Raw genomic sequence first — 18,459 nt, forward strand, 5'->3', positions numbered from 1 at the left:
GCCCTGTTGATCAATCGGTACATGACCAGATACGAGAACTCGTTGGCTATGTAAACGTACAAACACCGCTGCTATCCCTCAAAACAACTCCTCCCCCCCCTGACCGTAGGCCTTCGCCACCTGCTCACCCGCGCTTTTCATCTGCTGAATCACGTTGACCAGTTTCTTGGCGTAGTGCGGATCGGTAGCATAACCGGCCTGTTGCAGCGCGTGCGCCGCCTGCTCCGGGCTGCGCGCGGCGGCCACATTGGCGTAGCGTGGGTTGTTGGTCAGCAGTTTGACGTAATCGCCGATCGCTTCCACATAGGAGTTGTAAACGCGAAAACGGGCTTTGATCTTCTTCGCCACCCCTTGCTCAAATTCGGTGGTGGTGATTTCCGTCACCGGCCCATCCCAACTGCTGCCCGCCTTGATGCCAAACAGGTTGTAACTGGGCGTTCCCTCGGCGGTGGGGATTTCGCGCTTGCCCCAGCCTGACTCCAGCGCCGCCTGCGCCACAATCAACTGATGCGGAATACCGCTTTGCAAACTGGCAATCCTTGCTGGCCCCGACAACTGCGCGACAAAGTTGCCATTGCTCAGCGGTACGGCGGCTACCGCTGGCGCTTTCGGCAACGCACGGCGCACTATCTGCTCCAGCGCCCGCAGCGGCAGCCTTTGCAGCACCTGATTATCCAGCAGCATCGGCACGGTGCCCGCCGTTTCGCTTGGCTCAATATTCGCCGCAGAAAGCTGTCTGACCATCATCTCTGCCAGCCCGAACCCTTTCTGCGTCATCTGCTGGGCGATCTGCTGATCGTACATCGAGGTATACAGCCGGGTTTGATCGCTACTCAACACACCGTCCTGCGGCAAGGCGGCTCGCATGCTTTTCAGCATCATCTGTACGAACATGCCTTCGACCTGCTGAGCGACCTGCTTCAGATTGCCCTGCGGATCGGCGGCGGCATCGCGTTTCAAGCCGTTCAGCGCCTGAGTATCATAGGCTGCGCCCGACAACGCCATCAGATCGCTGCTCATCAGATAATCTCCAGCTTGGCACGCAGGCAGCCCGCGCTCTGCATTGCCTGTAGAATCGACATCAGATCGATCGGCGTAGCACCCAGCGCATTCAAAGCACGAATCACGTTGTTCAGATTGGCGCTGGCGTTCACTTTCTGTAACGATCCGCCCTGCTGTTGCAGCGAAATCTGAGTATTGGGCGTCACCACCGTTTGACCACCGCCCAGTGGGGTATCTGGCTGGCTGACGATCTCCTGACGATCGACCACCACCGATAAGTTGCCCTGAGCCACTGCGCAGGAGTCGAGCATCACATCGCGGTTCATCACCACCGAACCGGTGCGGGAATTGATGATCACCTTGGCATCCATCGCCCCTATGTTGATGCTGATATTCTGAATATCCGCCAGAAAACGCACCTGTGAGCTATTGCCGCGCGGCACCAGCACCTGTACGGTGCGCGAATCCAGCGGCGATGCGGTGCCACCGCCGCGCTGGCGGTTGATGGCATCGCTGATCTGCTGCGCCAGCGTGAAGTCATCATCATTCAGTTGCAGAATGATCATCCCGTCCTGACCAAAGGTGGTGGGAAGTTCACGTTCGATGATCGCGCCATTGCTGATACGCCCGCCCGCCAGTTGGTTGACCTGCACGCTGCTGCCGCCAGCCGCCGCCCCGGCTCCCCCCACCAGCACGTTGCCCTGCGCCAGCGCGTAAACCTGATTGTCCACGCCTTTCAGCGGCGTCATCAGCAAAGTGCCACCGCGCAGGCTTTTGGCGTTGCCCATGGAGGACACCACCACGTCGATATTCTGACCCGCGCGGGAGAATGGCGGCAGCTTGGCAGTCACCATCACTGCCGCCACGTTTTTCAACTGCATATTGGTGCCGGGCGGTACGGTGATCCCCAGTTGCGACAGCATATTGCTCATGCTTTGGGTGGTAAACGGCGTCTGCATGGTCTGATCGCCGGAGCCGTCCAACCCCACCACCAGCCCGTAGCCGATCAGGGCGTTGTCACGCACGCCTTGCACCTTAACCAAATCACGAATGCGTTCGGCGTGAGCGGGCAACGTCAGTGCGCTCATCAGCAGCATCAATACTATTTTCTTTAACATTGTCACCTCGCTGGCCGGTCTTGAAACGCGCTAGTTTAAAACGGTGAAATATTCAGGAAGAAACGCTGCAACCAACCCATGGTCTGCGCTTCATTGATGTAACCATTGCCGACGTATTCGATGCGCGCATCTGCCACCTGTGTTGAGGTGACCGCGTTGTTGCCGCTGATGGTGCGCGGATTGACCACGCCAGAAAAACGAATAAATTCGGTGCCCTGATTGATGGCGATCTGTTTTTCTCCCACCACGTGCAGGTTGCCGTTGGCCAATACCCGATCGACAGTCACGGTAATGGTGCCGCTAAAGGTGTTATTGGCGTTGGCCCCGCCTTTGCCGCCAAAGGTGCTGTCGCCGGAGATCGCCATATCAGCCCGCGCATTGCCCAGCAGGCCGTCGAGATAACGCGGCGAAGTCGCCACGCCGAATGTACTCGCCCCGTTGCGGCTGGCATTGGCCGACGAACTTTTGCTGGCGCTGACGTTTTCCTGCAACACAATGGTCAGGGTATCGCCGATATTGCGTGGCCGACGATCTTCAAACAGCGGTTGATAGCCGTAGTTCATCGGCTGTGCCGCCTGGAAAATCGAGCCGTTCGGCACTGGCGCACCTGCCGGTGCCGGTTGCGCCGTGGTCGCCCCTTCTACCAGCGGCGTGCGCGGTATATAGGCGCAGCCGCTGAGCATCAGCAGCACCAGGCACAGCCGACAAACCGTTAAATCGGTGCTTACCACGGCGATCTCCCACCCGTTACAACTGCGTCAGCTTTTGCAGCATCTGATCGGAGGTCGATACCGCTTTGCTGTTGATTTCATAAGCCCGCTGAGTCTGGATCATGCTGACCAACTCTTCCGCCACGTTGACGTTAGAGGTTTCCACATACCCCTGATACAGCAGACCGGCACCGTTCAGGCCGGGAGTGCTTTCATTCGGCGCGCCGGAACCTTCGGTTTCCTGATACAGGTTTTCGCCCACGCTCTCCAGGCCGCTGTCGTTGATAAAGGTGGTCAGGGTCAGTTGCCCCACCTGCTGAGCAGTGGTTTGCCCCTGCTGGGTAACGCTGACGATCCCGTCACGGCCCACGGTGATGCTCAAAGCGTTGGCGGGAATGGTGATCGCCGGTTGCACCTGAAAACCGCTGGCCGTCACCAGTTGCCCGTTCTGATCGATCTGGAACGAACCGTCGCGGGTATAAGCCTGGCTACCGTCCGGCAGCATGACCTGAAAGAACCCCTGCCCCTTGATCGCCACGTCTTTGCTGTTATTGGTCTGCGACAGGTTCCCCTGGCTGTGGATGCGCTCGGTCGCCACCGGGCGCACGCCGGTGCCAATCTGCAAACCAGAAGGCAGCGTGGTCTGTTCCGAAGACTGCGCCCCCGGTTGGCGCATGGTCTGGTACAGCAAGTCTTCAAACACCGCGCGCTGGCGTTTGAAACCGTTGGTGCTGACGTTGGCTAGGTTGTTGGCGATCACGTCCATATTGGTCTGCTGCGCATCCAGACCGGTTTTGGCAATCCATAACGATGGGATCATGGCATCTTCCTCTGCACTTAACTCATTGACAGCAAGGCGTTGGCGCGCTGTGCGTTTTCATCCACGCTGTGGATGACCTTCATCTGCATTTCGAACCGGCGGGCGTTGGCGATCATCTCCACCATGGTTTCCATCGGTTTAACATTGCTGCCTTCCAGCACCCCCGGCATCACCCGCACCTGCGGATCGTTTTGCAGCGTATTACCCCGCTGCTGTTGGCTGGCGGCGGTCAGATGGAACAGGCCATCATCACCGCGCATCACGTCGCGCATCTCGGCCTTCACCAGCTTCAAGCGGCCAATTTGCGCCACGGTATTCGGCGGATCGCCAGCATTCAGCGCCGAAATGGTGCCGTCTGCCGCGATGGTGAGTTGCGCCTGGGGAGGGACTTCAATTGGCCCGCCGTCGCCCATCAGCGGCTGCCCCTGCACCGTCAGTTGCCCGCTGGAAGAGATCTGAATGCTGCCGTTGCGGCTGTAGGCTTCGCTGCCATCCGGCAGGCTGACCGCCAGAAAACCGTCCTGCTGCAACGCCACGTCCAGCGGCCTGCCGGTGTAATTCAGCGGCCCTTGGCTGATATCGGCCCCCGGCGTGGAGGCCGTGACCAAAGTGCGCGTTTGCAGGCTCGGCCCATCGACCAGCACCGCACGCAGCGCCGTCAGTTGCGCACGAAAGCCGGGCGTAGAGGCGTTGGCCAGGTTATTTGCCGTAACCGACTGTTGTTCCAGCGTCTGGCGCGCTGCGCCCATGGCGGTATAAATCGCGTGATCCATAATTCAGTCCTCTTAACGCAGGCTGACTAACGTCTGTAAGATCGAGTCCTGGGTTTTGATGGTCTGCGCGTTCGACTGGTAGTTACGCTGCGCAACAATCATGCTCACCAATTCCTGGCTGAGATCGACGTTGGAAGATTCCAGCGCACCGCTGGTCAACGTGCCAAACCCACCACCACCGGCCAGGCCCACGCGCGGCTGGCCTGACGTGCCGGTGGCCTTCCACAGGTTGTCACCCTGCGCTGCCAGCCCTTCCGGGTTCGAGAAGTTGGTCAGAACGATCTGGCCCAGCAGTTGGGTCTGTTGGTTGGAATACACCCCTACCACGCTGCCGTCTTTGTTGATCTCAAAGCCTTTGTACTCACCGGTGGCGTAACCATTCTGAGCGAGCTTGCTGACAGAATCGCTGCCCACGTTCTGTTGCAGGCTGTTGGCAAAGCTCAGGTTGAAGGTTTGCGCCGGAGCACCGTCTTTGGCCGACATTGGTACCACCAGGTTGAACGGCATGGCGCTGGGATTGCCCGCCGCATCCCGCGTATCGGTCAGAACCCCGCTGGTATTGAAATTCAGGCTGCCCGCTTTCCCGACGGGAGAACCGCTCACGCTGCCGTCCTGGGTGTAAACATCCCATTGGTTATCCGCCGTTTTGACAAAATAGGCGTTGATATTGTGGGCATTGCCCAGCGAGTCGTAGGTGGTAACGGTGTTGACGTAATTGAACGAGTCGGTTTTGTTCGGCGCAAACGGCGTCACTTGCGGTACCGGATGGGTGGATTTCAGGTTAATCACCATGCTGCCGGAGGAGGTGGCGCGCGCGATCATCATCCCTTCCGAGATATTCAGCGGCACCGGTTCGGCCCCCTGTTGGATCGCTGGCGGCATACCGCTGGCCGGGTAGCCCGTCAGGCTCAAGCCCTGCATGTTGGTAATGTTGCGGTTTTCATCCATTTTGAACTGGCCGTTGCGGGTGAAGAAGATCCCACCGTCGGCATCCTGCATCCGGAAAAAACCATTCTGGCTGATGGCAATGTCCAGCGAACGGTTGGTATTGGTGGTGGTGCCATCTTTGAAGTTCTGAGTGATCCCCGCCACTTTCACCCCCAGCCCAACCTGGGAGCCCGCAAACATATCCGCAAAGGAAACGCTGCCGGATTTGAAACCGAAGGTCGCGGAGTTGGCAATGTTATTACCGATCACATCCAGGTTGGTGGCTGCCGCGTTCAGACCGCTGACTGCTTGAGAAAAAGCCATGTTATTCTCCGGAAATAGAATTTTAGAATGGGCTCAGCAGTCCGTTGCCGACGAAGGAGTTCATTCCCTGCTATCCGCACCACCGAATTTGGATAAGATCAGGCGTACATCGCCCAGCGTGGCGGATCCCGCCATGCCCAGATCCAGTTTCGCGCCATCTGCCCCGCGCGTGACGCCATTGACCCTGGCAAAACGCAGCGGCTGCGCCACCAACTGTTCACTGCCGTTTTTAGCCCCAATCGCCACGCGGTAAGCCCCGTCCGGGGCGTTGGTGCCATCGTCCAGCGAGCCATCCCAGGCAAACGAATGCACGCCTGCGCTCAGCCCGCCGAGATCTATGGTGCGAACCACTTTGCCGCTGGCGTCGCTGATGGCAGCAGTGACCGCATCGGCGCTGCGCTCCAGTTCGATGCCAAAAGGCGTGGTACTCACCTTGCCCCCCTGATTGCCCACCAGGATCTCCTTCCCCGGCACCATCACACCGTGACCAATCAGCGTACTGGCCTGGATTGACTGATTACCGTCGATCTGGCCGGAAATCGCCCCGAGCGTGGTGTTCAGCTTTTCAATGCCGCTGACGGTGTTGATCTGCGCCAACTGCGTGGTCAGTTCGTTGTTCTGCATCGGGTTGGTCGGATCCTGATTTTTCAATTGCGCCACCAGCAGCGTCAGGAAATTGTTGTGTAAATCTGCGCTGGTGCTGTTGCGGCCGTTGGCACCGGCAATGCTGTTGTCCAATGATTCATTGGTGGTTGCGGCAATCGCCATAACAAGCTCCGGTTACTGACCCAGCGTCAGGGTTTTCATCATCATGGATTTGGTGGTGTTCAACACTTCAACATTGGCCTGATAGCTGCGTGAAGCGGCAATGGTGTTAACCATTTCACCCACCACGTCAACGTTGGGCATGCGCACGTAGCCTTTGGCGTCCGCCAGCGGATTGCCGGGTTGAAACACCAGGCGATCGGGGGCCGGATCGTCCAGCATTTGCGCCACGCGCACGCCGCCGGTCGCTTGCCCCGCCGCAGCGGCTACCTGAAACACCACCTGTTTGGCACGATACGGCTGGCCGTCTGGGCCGGTGACGCTGTCGGCGTTCGCCATGTTGCTGGCGCTGACGTTCATCCGCTGCGACTGCGCCGACAGCGCCGAGCCGGAGATATCAAAAATATTCAGTAGCGACATACGCATTATCCTCCTTGCAGCACGGACATCATGCCCTTGATCTGCCCGCTCATCAGGGTCAGATCAGTCTGATATTTCAGGCTGTTATCGGCAAAATGGGTACGCTCGCGATCCATATCCACCGTATTGCCGTCCAGCGCCGGTTGATCCGGTACGCGGAACAGCAACGCGAGCGACAGGGGTTGCGCGTTTTGCGCCGGAATATGCTGGGCCGAGGTCAGATTCAGCGCAATGCCGCTGGCTCGCCCCTGCGCCATCGCCTGGCTCAGTTGGCTGGCAAAATCGATATCGCGTGCCTGATAGCCCGGCGTATCTGCGTTGGCAATGTTGGCGGCCAGGATCTCCTGCCGCTCGGCACGTAAGTTCAGCGCCTCTTGGCCAAAGCGCAGCGCTGCGTCCAGTTTGTCGAGCATGCTTTCCTCACGAGATGAGAGTTTGGAACCGCTAGCATAAACGCCGCTATTCCCCACCCATCGCGGGAATAAGGGCAAAATGCGCGGCTATTTGCCGGTTTAACCGGCGAAGGCCATGGGTACACTGAGATACCGCGTTACTGCATTTGAAGGCGAAAATGAAAGGTAAATTGCCGGGTATCACCGTCCTGCTGCTCACCGCCCTGCTGCTCGGCCAGAGCGCGCGGGCCGACGATCTGGCGGCGCAAATTAACCGTTTTATCAGGGTGCAATTGGCTGATAGTTCGATCGAGCTCAAGGTACAGGTGCGTACCCCGGTTGGCCAATGGCCGCAGTGTGAAGCCCCACAGCTTGCGTTGCCGCAAAATGCCCGGCGCTGGGGCAACCTCAGCGTTTCGGTCCGCTGTGGCCAGGAGCGGCGCTTTATCCAGGTTCAGGTGCAGGCGATTGGCCACTATCTGGTTTCCACGCGCGGGATCGAGGCGGGCAGCAAACTGACTGCCGCCGATATCACCCTGAAAACCGGGCGGCTGGATACTTTGCCGCCGCGCACGCTGACGCAAACCCGCCAGGCGATCGGCGCCATCAGCCTGCGTAATCTCCGCCCTGGGCAGCCGCTGAGCCTGGCAATGCTCAGGCGCGATTGGGTGATCAAAGCGGGGCAACCGGTGCAGGTAATCGCGCAGGGGGACGGGTTTAACATCAGCGGAACGGGCAAGGCGATGAACAATGCCGCAGCGGAAGACAGCGTGCGGGTACGGATGGTTTCCGGGCAGATCGTCAGCGGTATTGCCCACCCTGACGGCACGATTCGGATTGCGTTATAAAAAATTAAAGATTTGCTGCAGCGTGCCGATAACAGAATTGTGAAATATTTTCGCGCCTCTCCCGATGAGAAAGGGGCACCAGGTTTAATATCAGTCAGTTAAATAAAGCATGCCGAATAATACGGCACAATGCTAAAGGTGAGGGCCGAGGTGTGGAGCTTTAGCTCGGTGATCTTGGCTCCCCCTCACCCTAACCCTCTCCCCAAGGGAGAGGGGACTGGTTAGCCTTAACCGACCAGCATGGCTAACAAAGCAACACTAGTTTGACACGCTGTTATCAATACCATTGTAAAATTTGCCCGTTACTCACAGATTCGGGTGTTGACGTTGAGCGCATCATGGCCTGCTGAGCAAGACACCGTTGCCAGGGGCAACCGGCCATGGAGGGCCGGTTGAGGCGAGATGAACAGGGACGTGAATTGAGCCGACCCGTCCGGCAACGGGGACGTAGCGAAGGTACCCGCGCAGCGGGCAGACCATGTTAAGCGTAGGCGTGGGTGCAGGGCCCCGCCTTGGGCCCTGCAATTGCCGTCCATTATTGTTCTATCGGATTATGATCTTTTACGGCAATTCCCATTACACCTGACTTACAGAGACGAACACGTTGTGTATAAGAGACAGCCCCAAGGGAGAGGGAACACTGGCCCGCAGGGCAATACATGATATAAACCACAGCAAGTGGTACGACTGGAGATGGAACATGAGTATCGATCGCACTCAGCGGTTGCCGCCCGTTCCTGCGGTACAACCGCGAGAAACGACCGCGGAGAACACCCTGCCAGCGCGCAAAGGCGTGCAGCAGGAACCGGCCGTCAGCGGCACTCAGGTTAAGCTGAGTGACGCGCAGGCGCGCCTGATGCAGCCGGGTACGCAGGATATTGATATGAACCGGGTGGAAGCCATCAAACAGGCGATCCGCAGCGGTGAATTGAAAATGGATGCCGGAAAAATTGCCGATGCGTTGTTACAACAGATGCAAAATGATGCGCAATGGATGCTCGGCGACGGTTAAAGGGAATCACGATGGAAGACCTGACACAACTGCTGGATAAACTGCTGGCAACGCTGAATGCCTTAGGCACGACGATCGCGCAGGAACATGCCTTGCTGTGTGCCAATACGCTGGCCGGTGTGGCATTACAACGGGTTACGGACAGCAAAAGCCAACTGCTGGCCACGGTCAGTTACCTGGAAAAACAGCGGTTAAACATAGAACAACCCCAAGGGCTACGGGCACCCTATACGTATCATCCGCACCTTGCTGCCCTTTGGCAACGCGTGCAGCAACTGGGCCAGCAACTGCGTGAGCAGAATCAGCACAACGGGCTATTGCTCAAACAGCATCTTGATCACAACGCACAGGCATTGGCGGTGTTAAGCAAACAGAACTCATCGCTGTATGGCCCTGATGGCCAGGCCCGTTCCAGCAGCCTGCTGGGGCGCAAAATTGGGGTTTAAGGATTAACGGGCTTTCAGGTTTCAAGCCGCAGCCAATATCTCCCTCACGCCGTGCTCATCCCGTCTTCCGATATAAAACGCTATTTATCAGTGCCATTGACATTTCATTAGCTAATAATTAACTCTGCAACGATAAATTTTGCTATAGTCGCGGCATACCTTGCCAAAATCCCCATCCTTCGGTGAAGTTCTCCACGCTTCCCACTTCACTATTTTTGCACCATTTTCCCCGTTTCAGCGACTGCCTCTCGGTGTCTGTTACGCTACGGAGTGTATGAGTGAAAATAAATTTTATGCGTTGGCTTAGTCATAAGCCCAAACTGCCCCTTGCGCCAAAAGAACGCCGTGACGAAGCAGCGATCAATGCTGAGCTATTTTCCATCGATCAAATGGAACGCTACGGCCAAAAGCTGGCGCGTTCGCATAAGCTGGCCAGTAAAAAGACGCCCTACTTTTTATTAAAACGCCTGGATGACAATGAAGCGGTGTTAACCCACAGTTGCCATATTCTGAGCAGCGGCAGCAAAATCAGCATTGCCCCGGCGGGTGAGTGGTTGCTGGATAACTTTTATCTGGTGGAAGAACAGATGCGGCTGGTGCGCCATCACTTACCGAAGAACTTTGGCAAGGGGCTGCCGCAGCTCTCTGCGCCCCATCACTGCCCGCGTATTTATGATATTGCCACCGAAGCCATTGCTCACGGCGATGGCCGTTGGGACACCGCCAGCCTGACCCGCTATATCGCCGCCTATCAGAAAGTCTCGATTCTGACGCTGGGTGAATTGTGGGCGTTGCCGGGGATGCTGCGCTTGGCGCTGATTGAAAACCTGCGGCGCGTCAGCATTGAAGTGGCGGAAACCCAGCAGGAACGCAACCTGGCTACGCGCTGGGTGAATAAAATGCTCGACAGCGCCGAGAACGATCCGGCCAACCTGATCATTGTTATTGCCGAGATGGCCAGCTCCAACCCACCGCGTGCCAGCGCCTTTGTCGCCGAACTGGTGCGCTGCCTGAAAGGCCATGGCAAGATGCTGGCCCTGCCGCTGACCTGGGTGGAGCAGCGGCTATCGGAAGTCGGGTTAACCAGCGATCAGATCATCCTCAACTTTAACCAACAGTTGGCCAACAGCCAGCTTTCGGTCAGCAACAGTATCTCCAGCCTGCGCCAGTTGAGCGATATGAACTGGGCCGAATTTGCCGAAACCATGAGCCTGGTGGAACAAACCCTGAACCAGGATCCGGCGCAGATTTACGGCAAAATGCATTTCGATACCCGCGACCATTACCGGCATATTATCGAAGCGCTGGCTCGCCAGTGTGCGCACAGTGAAGCCGAGGTGGCCAAGCAGGTGTTATCGCTGGCGCAAAGTGCGGCAGACCAAGGCTGTATGCGCCACGTGGGTTATTATCTGGTGGATAAAGGCCGGGGTGATCTGGAGCAATGCCTTGCCATTCGCCGTTCACCGTTGGCTCGGCTGCGCGCCATGCTGAAAAAGGTGTCACTGTTATCCTGGCTAGGCGGCTTGGGCCTGCTCACGGCGGTGGGTAGCCTCTATATTCTCTCTGAAAGTTACCGCAGCGATACCCCGCCATTACTTTGGCTGCTAGCCATCCCGACGGCGATCGTGGTCAGCCAGTTTGCTATCAATCTGCTAAGTGAAATTATCAACCGGCTTAAAACGCCAAAACCCTTGCCACGCATGGATTTCTCTTGCGAAATCCCGCCCCAGTTTCGCTCCCTGATCGTGATGCCCTGCATGTTGGGCAGCCGAGTTGGCATTGACGAGCTGATTAACAGCCTGGAAGTGTGTTATCTGGGTAACGCGATGCAGCACCTGCATTTCGCGCTGTTAACCGATTTCCCCGACGCCCCCACGCAAACCCAGCCTGAAGATGCCAATTTGCTGGCCTATGCGGTTCATCAGATCGCCCAGCTTAACCGCCGTTATCCGGCCAATCTGGGCACCTCATTCTTTTTGCTGCACCGCGAGCGTGAATGGAATCAACAGCAGGGGCAGTGGATGGGTTATGAACGTAAGCGCGGTAAGCTGGCGGCGCTAAACCAGTGGTTGCGCGATCAGCAACAACAGTTCTCCACCGTGGAAGGTAATCACCCTGAAATCCTGAGCAACGTTAAGTACGTGATTACGCTGGATGCAGATACCGTGCTGCCGCGCGAGGCCGCGCACCAGTTAGTGGCCACCATGGCGCACCCGCTTAACACGCCGGTGTATGATCCACAAAGCAAACGGGTGGTCAGTGGCTATAGCATTTTGCAACCACGCCTGGCGGAAGAGATCCCGCGCTATGGGCAGAGCCGCTATGCGGCGATGTCCAGCAGCGTTGCCGGTAATGATCCCTATTCCCTGATGTCTTCCGATCTCTATCAGGATCTGTTCAAAGAAGGCTCCTTCGTCGGTAAGGGGATCTATGACGTCGATATGTTTATCTGCACCACCAGCGGCGTCTGCCCGGAAAACCTGGTGCTCAGCCACGACTTGCTGGAAGGCTGCTATGCCCGTTCCGGCCTGCTGAGTGACGTGCTGCTTTATGAGCAGTATCCAGCCAACTATCTGGTGGACGTTGCCAGGCGCACCCGCTGGATCCGCGGTGACTGGCAATTGCTGAACTGGCTGCGCCTGCGGGTGCGGCTGGCAGACAACAGCCGCATCGCCAACCCGCTCAGCGTGCTGTCGCGCTGGAAGCTGGTGGATAACCTGCGCCGCAGTCTGGTCGCCCCCAGCCTGTTGATGATGCTGTTTTACACTTTGACCATCGCGCCGAATCCGCTGTTCTGGCTGCTGGCATTCGCCATCATGCTGCTGCTGCCAACCCTGCTAATGCTGTTGCAGGGGCTAATCAGCAAACCGCGCCGCCGTCCGCTGCTGCAACACGTGAGCATTGTGCTGAACGGTACGCTAAAACGCTTAGCGCATATTGGCCTGCACTTGGCCACGCTGCCGCATGAAAGCGGCTATACCCTGCGGGCGATTGCGGTGACGCTGTGGCGGCTCACCATCAGCAAGCGCAATCTGCATGAGTGGACCCGTTTTGCTCAGAGCCAATCCGGGGTTTCTGCGCAACCGATCAATTTCTATCGGGCCATGTGGCTGAACCCGGTCGCAGGCATTTTACTGGCCTTGCTGAGCGCCAGACTTAACCCCGCCCTGCTGCCGGTTGCCCTGGCGATCGGCTTGCTGTGGTTTATCACACCGCGCCTGCTGAGTTGGCTCAGCCAGCAACCGGTGCGCCCGTCGGTGGCGATCAACGATCGGCAGCGCCGTTTTCTGCGCCAAACCAGCCGCGAAATCTGGTCGTTTTTTGAAACCTTTGCCAATCAGCAGGAAAACTGGCTGCCGCCGGATAACTATCAAGAGATCCCGGTACCGACCATTGCCCATCGTACTTCGCCCACCAATATTGGCCTGTCGCTGCTGGCGAACCTCACCGCCTGGGACTTTGGCTATATTCCGCAGGGCGAAGTGTTGCAGCGCATCTCCCTGACGCTGGATACGCTGGACAAGATGGAGCACTACCGTGGCCACTTGTATAACTGGTACGACACCCGCACGCTGGTGCCGTTAACTCCGCGCTATATTTCCAGCGTCGACAGCGGCAATCTGGCCGGGCACCTGCTGACGCTCAGTTCTGGCATCAGCGGATTAAAACATCAGCCGATCCTGGATATTCCCCGCCTGATTGCCGGGCTCGACGATACTTTATGCCTAATCGAAGATCGCTGGGGCCAAGCCGCACCGGGTTTACTGCGGCAGGTACGCAAAAACCTGAACGACCTCGCATTACTGCCGCTCAATCAGCTATTTACCCAACTGAACGCGATGATGGTGCTGGCTGCCGGTTTGCTAAATCTGGCGGACGCTAAAGACAACGTGTTACTCGACTGGCTGGAAAAGCTGGATAAACAGTTGGGCCTGATGTGCGCGGAATGGGCGCTGCTGCTGAGCTGGATCGCCCCCGATAGCCAGTTGGCTACCCTGCCCTCCACCCTGTGGCTGGCGCTGGCCGATCAACAGCCCGCGATCGGCCCGGAACAGTTGGCCAGCATGCAGTCAGCCATTGGGGAAGCCCGTCAACGCCTGGCGATTATGGCGGAGCTGGAAGAACGGCTGAATAATCATGCGATCATGGATTTCCAGTTTCTGTATCACAAGGCCAGCAGGCAGCTTAGCGTCGGCTATAACTGCGATATCACCAAAATGGACAGCGGCAAATACGATCTGCTGCCCTCGGAAATTCGCCTGACCAACTTCTTTGCCATTGCCGCCAATCAGTTGCCGATGAAAAGCTGGTTTGCTCTGGGCCGGTTGTTTACCGTGATCGACAAACAGCCCGCGCTGATGTCGTGGAGCGGTTCGATGTTTGAATATCTGATGCCGCAGTTGGTGATGCCCGCCTACCCGAATACGCTGTTGACCCGCATGTGCCAGTCGGCGGTCGATCGCCAGATTGACTGGGGTAAACAATGTGGCGTGCCGTGGGGTATTTCAGAATCCGGTTATTTCTCGTTTGATCCGCAGCAAAACTACCAATATCACGCGTTTGGCGTGCCGGGGTTGGGGCTGCGCCGTGGGCTGGGTGACGATATCGTCATTGCCCCTTATGCTGCGCTGATGGCGCTGATCGTCGCGCCTCAACAGGCTTACACTAACCTGCGGGTGCTGGAGAAAAACGGCGCTAAAGGCCAGTTCGGATTTTATGAGGCGCTGGATTACACCGCCTCCAGGCTGGCGCGCGGCCAGGTTTATGCCATTGTGCAATCCTACATGGCACACCACCAGGGGATGGGCTTTCTCGCGCTGTCCCACTTGTTACTCGATGCACCAATGGTCGATCGTTTTGCCGCTAACCCTTCATTCCAATCCGCCCGCTTATTGTTACAAGAACGGATGCCAGATGCCGTTGAACTTTACAGCCCGCGCCGCCAGTTCGAGTCTTATGAAGGCCGCCTGAAATCCATCGACTACCAAACACGTGAATTCAACGACGTAGGCAGCCCGATCCCTGAAGTTCAACTGCTTTCCAATACCCATTATCACCTGATGGTGACGCAGGCCGGTGGCGGTTACAGCCGCTGGAAAGACATTGCGCTGACCCGTTGGCGTGAAGATACCACCCGCGATAACCGCGGTACCTTCTGCTACCTGAGCGACCCGAAAACCGGCGAGATGTGGAGCACCACCTGGCAGCCGGTGGGCACGGTCCCCGAACATTACCATGCGCTGTTTACTGATGCCGGTGCCGAATTCACCCGCACGGAAGGCACCCTCAGCGTACAGACTAAAATCGTGGTTTCGCCAGAGGACGACGTTGAGCTGCGCCGCATGACGCTCACCCATCGCGGACGCCATGCCCGAGTGATTGAAATCACCACCTATGCCGAAGTGGTCTTGGCGCCTGCCGCCAACGAGCTGGCCCATCCGGCGTTCAATAATCTGTTTATACAGACCGAACTGTTGCCGCAACATGAAGCGATTTTGTGCCATCGCCGCCCGCGAGAAGCCAACGAATCCTGCCCATGGCTGCTGCATATGATGGTGATCCACGGCGACATCCAGCGGGAAACCTCATTTGAAACCGATCGGGCCAAATTTATTGGCCGTGGCCACACGCCAGCCGACCCGCAGGCGCTGAAAAAGGGTGGCGCGCTGAGCAACACCTGTGGCCCGGTGCTGGATCCGGCGATCGCCATCCGCCAGCGTATCCGGCTGGAACCGGGGGTGCCGGTGATTATTGATGCTATTTATGGCGTGAGCGAAGATCGCCCGACCACCCTGGCGTTGATGGAAAAATACCGCGACAGCCATCTGGCTGATCGGGTGTTTGAAATGGTGAGATCTCACAGCCAAGTGGTTTTACGCCAACTCAATGCCAACGAAGATGATGCCAGCCTGTTTAACCGCCTGGCCGGTGCTGTGCTGTTCCCTTCCCATGAGCTGCGTGCTGAATCGCGGGTGATTATGCAGAACCGGCGCGGGCAAGCTGGCCTGTGGGGGCACTCCATTTCTGGCGACCTGCCGATTGTGCTGCTCACCGTCACCGACGAGCAGAACATCAGCATTGTGACCACGCTGATCCGCGCCCATAACTACTGGCGTTTAAAAGGGTTACGCGCCGATCTGGTGATCCTTAACGACAGCATGGGCGGTTACCGCCAAGACCTGCACAATCAGATCGTCGATCTGATCGCTGAAGACGCGCAAAACAGCCAGCGCGATAAATCCGGCGGGATCTTTATCCGCAACGGCGAGCAGGTTTCGCCGGAAGATCGCACCCTGCTGCTGAGCGTGGCGCACATTGTGCTCGACGATCAGAGCGGCGGGTTGCTGGAACAGATTACGCTGCGGATGCAAGCCACCCTGTCGATTCAGCAGCCGCTGATTCCGAAGGTTAACTTACCGCGCAACCTGCAACCGCTGCGGCACTTTGCTACCGAGCATCTGGCATTCTTTAACGGCTTGGGCGGCTTCTCAACCGATGGCCGTGAATACCAAATCCTGCTGGAAGAAGGTAAAAACACCCCTGCCCCTTGGTCTAACGTGATCGCCAACGCCAGCTTTGGCACGGTGCTTTCTGAAAGCGGCCAGGCCTATACCTGGTATGAAAACGCCCATGAATATCGCCTGACGCCGTGGGAAAACGATCCGGTGTGCGACAGCTCTGGCGAGGCTTTCTATTTGCGCGATGAAGAGAGCGGCTACCTGTGGTCGCCCATGGCGCTGCCGGTGCGCGGGCAAGGTAGTTACCTCACGCGCCACGGCTTTGGCTATAGCGTTTTTGAGCATCAGGAAACCGGCATTGACAGCGAACTGACGGTAACGGTGGCGGAACATGCAGCGGTGAAGCTGTTTACCCTCACGCTGAGCAATAACTCTGGCCGCACCCGCAAACTGTTGGTGACCGGCTATGTGGAATGGGTGCTCGGCAACCTGCGCTCAACCTCTTCCCGCCATGTGGTGACCTCTGCCGCCAGAGTGGCTAACGGCTGCGGCGTGCTGGCCAACAATTATTATGGCAGCAACGGATCCGAGCGCACCGCGTTCTTTGCCGTGAGCGGCGCTCACTGCGCCATCAGTGGCGATCGGGGTGAATTCCTCGGGCGCAACGGTTCACCGGCCGCTCCGGCGGCGCTGGAACTCCTGCGATTATACAACAAAACCGGTGCCGGGTTCGATCCATGCGGCGCGGTGCAATCGGCCACTACCCTGATTGACGGCGATCAGCGTACCTTTGTGTTTGCCTTAGGCATCGGCCAGAACGCGCAAGAAGCGGAAGCCCTGATACGCCAGTTCCTCAACGAAGACGCAGCTCACGCCGAACTGGATCGCATTCACCATCATTGGCACCAGATGCTGGATAAAATCCAGATCACCACGCCGGATCCGGCGCTGAATCTGCTGACCAACGGCTGGCTGATGTATCAGACGCTGGCCTGCCGAATGCTGGCACGCAGCGGATATTATCAGTCTGGCGGTGCCTATGGCTTCCGCGATCAGTTGCAGGACAGCCTGGCCCTGGCCCATGCCGCGCCGGAAAGGATGCGCGAACAGATCCTGCTGTGCGCTTCGCGCCAGTTCGTCGAGGGCGACGTGCAGCACTGGTGGCATCCACCGCAGGGCAACGGCGTGCGCACCCGTTGTTCGGATGATTATCTGTGGTTGCCATTGGCGATCTGCCACTACGTTAAGGTGACTGGCGATGCCTCTATCCTCGAACAGAAGGTTAGCTACCTTGAGGCGCGCAGGCTCAACCCAGGCGAGGAATCCAGCTATGAACATCCTTCGCTCAGTTCCGTTGAGGAAACCCTGTGGCAGCACGGCGTTCGGGCGATCAAAAACGGCCTGACGTTTGGCGAGCATGGCTTACCGTTAATCGGCTGTGGCGACTGGAATGATGGCATGAACCTGGTGGGAATGGAGGGGCGCGGTGAAAGCGTCTGGCTCGGCTTTTTCTTCTACAGCGTGTTACAAGGCTACGCCGCGCTGGCACAGCAGCATGATGATGCCGAGACTGAGGCGTTGTGCCGGGAACAGGCCGCCACGCTCAAGCAGAATCTGCACGACCATGGCTGGGATGGCGAATGGTATCGCCGGGGTTATTTCGACAATGGTGAACCCTTGGGTTCCCACACCGCCAATGAGTGCCAGATTGATGCGATCGCCCAAAGCTGGTCGATACTTTCCGGCGCTGGCGATACCGAGCGCAGCCAGCAGGCCATGCAGCAGTTGGACCGGCAGTTGGTTGATACCGATGCCGGGATCATCAAGCTGCTGATGCCGCCGTTCGACGGCAACGGCCCGAACCCCGGCTATATTCGTGGCTACCTGCCCGGCGTGCGGGAAAACGGCGGCCAATATACCCACGGAGCAATTTGGGCGGTGATGGCATTTGCTGAGATGGGCGAAGTAGAGCGCGCATGGCAACTGATGGCGATGATTAACCCGATCAATCATGCCCTTAACGATGCGGATGTTGCTCGTTATAAAGTCGAGCCTTATGTGATGTGTGCGGATATCTATGCGGTAGATCCTCACGCCGGGCGCGGTGGTTGGAGCTGGTATACCGGCTCTGCGGGCTGGACCTACCGCTTGATTACCGAATCCCTGCTGGGGCTGGAGCGCCACGGCGAATTTATCACCCTCCACACGCGCCTCCCGGCCAGCTGGCCTGAAGTCTTGCTGAGCTATCAGCAAGGCAGCAGCCGCTATCACATCACCGTACGGCGCAGCGAGGAGCAATACCGGGTGGTGATGGATGGCAATGTGCTGACGGATTACAGGATCCCGATCGGGGATGACGGCGTGGACCACCGGGTTGAGGTGTTTGTTTAAGCGGGAGTGAACCGACCACGGAGTTTGCTGACTTAGGCAAATTCCGTGGTCGA

13 protein-coding genes are annotated in these 18,459 nt (G+C 57.8%); 4 read left to right on the forward strand and 9 right to left on the reverse strand.

The features are described 5' to 3' along the window. Positions 1-78: 78 nt before the first annotated feature. The 9 genes from flgJ to flgB all read right to left on the reverse strand — a co-directional run bounded on the left by flgJ (position 79) and on the right by flgB (position 7,272). The gene (flgJ, locus tag ACX9GT_RS15295; RefSeq protein ID WP_473187589.1) at positions 79-1,020 is read right to left on the reverse strand and encodes a flagellar assembly peptidoglycan hydrolase FlgJ; all 942 of its coding nucleotides are present in this window, start codon (positions 1,018-1,020) and stop codon (positions 79-81) included. After that, complete coding sequence (locus tag ACX9GT_RS15300) at positions 1,020-2,120, reverse strand: flagellar basal body P-ring protein FlgI (protein ID WP_473187590.1); 1,101 nt, start codon at positions 2,118-2,120, stop codon at positions 1,020-1,022. Before ACX9GT_RS15300 ends, flgJ begins: the two co-directional genes overlap by 1 nt. Positions 2,121-2,155: 35 nt before the next feature. Next, a complete protein-coding gene (locus ACX9GT_RS15305; RefSeq protein WP_473191602.1) occupies positions 2,156-2,803 on the reverse strand; it encodes a flagellar basal body L-ring protein FlgH in 648 nt (215 codons plus the stop codon). A 64-nt stretch (positions 2,804-2,867) separates the two neighbouring features. After that, complete coding sequence (gene flgG / locus ACX9GT_RS15310) at positions 2,868-3,650, reverse strand: flagellar basal-body rod protein FlgG (protein WP_459402283.1); 783 nt, start codon at positions 3,648-3,650, stop codon at positions 2,868-2,870. Positions 3,651-3,667: 17 nt separating this feature from the next. After that, on the reverse strand, positions 3,668-4,423 hold the full coding sequence (locus tag ACX9GT_RS15315) for a flagellar basal body rod protein FlgF (RefSeq protein WP_473187591.1): 756 nt from the start codon (positions 4,421-4,423) through the stop codon (positions 3,668-3,670). A 12-nt stretch (positions 4,424-4,435) separates the two neighbouring features. Next, a complete protein-coding gene (flgE, locus tag ACX9GT_RS15320; RefSeq protein ID WP_473187592.1) occupies positions 4,436-5,674 on the reverse strand; it encodes a flagellar hook protein FlgE in 1,239 nt (412 codons plus the stop codon). Positions 5,675-5,734: 60 nt separating this feature from the next. Then, entirely contained in the window at positions 5,735-6,442 is a 708-nt protein-coding gene (gene flgD, locus ACX9GT_RS15325) for a flagellar hook assembly protein FlgD (protein ID WP_473187593.1), read from the reverse strand. A 12-nt stretch (positions 6,443-6,454) separates the two neighbouring features. Then, positions 6,455-6,859 carry a flagellar basal body rod protein FlgC gene (flgC, locus tag ACX9GT_RS15330; protein ID WP_473191603.1) on the reverse strand — a complete coding sequence of 135 codons (405 nt, stop codon included), beginning with the start codon at positions 6,857-6,859 and terminating at the stop codon, positions 6,455-6,457. A 5-nt stretch (positions 6,860-6,864) separates the two neighbouring features. Further along, the gene (gene flgB / locus ACX9GT_RS15335) at positions 6,865-7,272 is read right to left on the reverse strand and encodes a flagellar basal body rod protein FlgB (protein ID WP_473187594.1); all 408 of its coding nucleotides are present in this window, start codon (positions 7,270-7,272) and stop codon (positions 6,865-6,867) included. A gap of 158 nt (positions 7,273-7,430) precedes the next feature. Here flgB and flgA point away from each other — a divergent pair, with 158 nt between their 5' ends. The 4 genes from flgA to ACX9GT_RS15355 all read left to right on the forward strand — a co-directional run bounded on the left by flgA (position 7,431) and on the right by ACX9GT_RS15355 (position 18,406). After that, positions 7,431-8,099 (forward strand): flagellar basal body P-ring formation chaperone FlgA, encoded by a 669-nt coding sequence (gene flgA / locus ACX9GT_RS15340; protein ID WP_473187595.1) that lies wholly within the window; start codon positions 7,431-7,433, stop codon positions 8,097-8,099. A 700-nt stretch (positions 8,100-8,799) separates the two neighbouring features. Next, positions 8,800-9,111, forward strand: a complete 312-nt coding sequence (gene flgM / locus ACX9GT_RS15345; RefSeq protein WP_473187596.1) for a flagellar biosynthesis anti-sigma factor FlgM — start codon at positions 8,800-8,802, stop codon at positions 9,109-9,111. Between the two features lie 11 nt (positions 9,112-9,122). Further along, positions 9,123-9,557, forward strand: a complete 435-nt coding sequence (locus ACX9GT_RS15350) for a flagella synthesis protein FlgN (protein WP_473187597.1) — start codon at positions 9,123-9,125, stop codon at positions 9,555-9,557. Between the two features lie 278 nt (positions 9,558-9,835). Then, positions 9,836-18,406, forward strand: a complete 8,571-nt coding sequence (locus ACX9GT_RS15355) for a GH36-type glycosyl hydrolase domain-containing protein (protein WP_473187598.1) — start codon at positions 9,836-9,838, stop codon at positions 18,404-18,406. Positions 18,407-18,459: the final 53 nt, after the last annotated feature.

It is taken from the genome of Serratia sp. YWN4 (assembly GCF_055790845.1).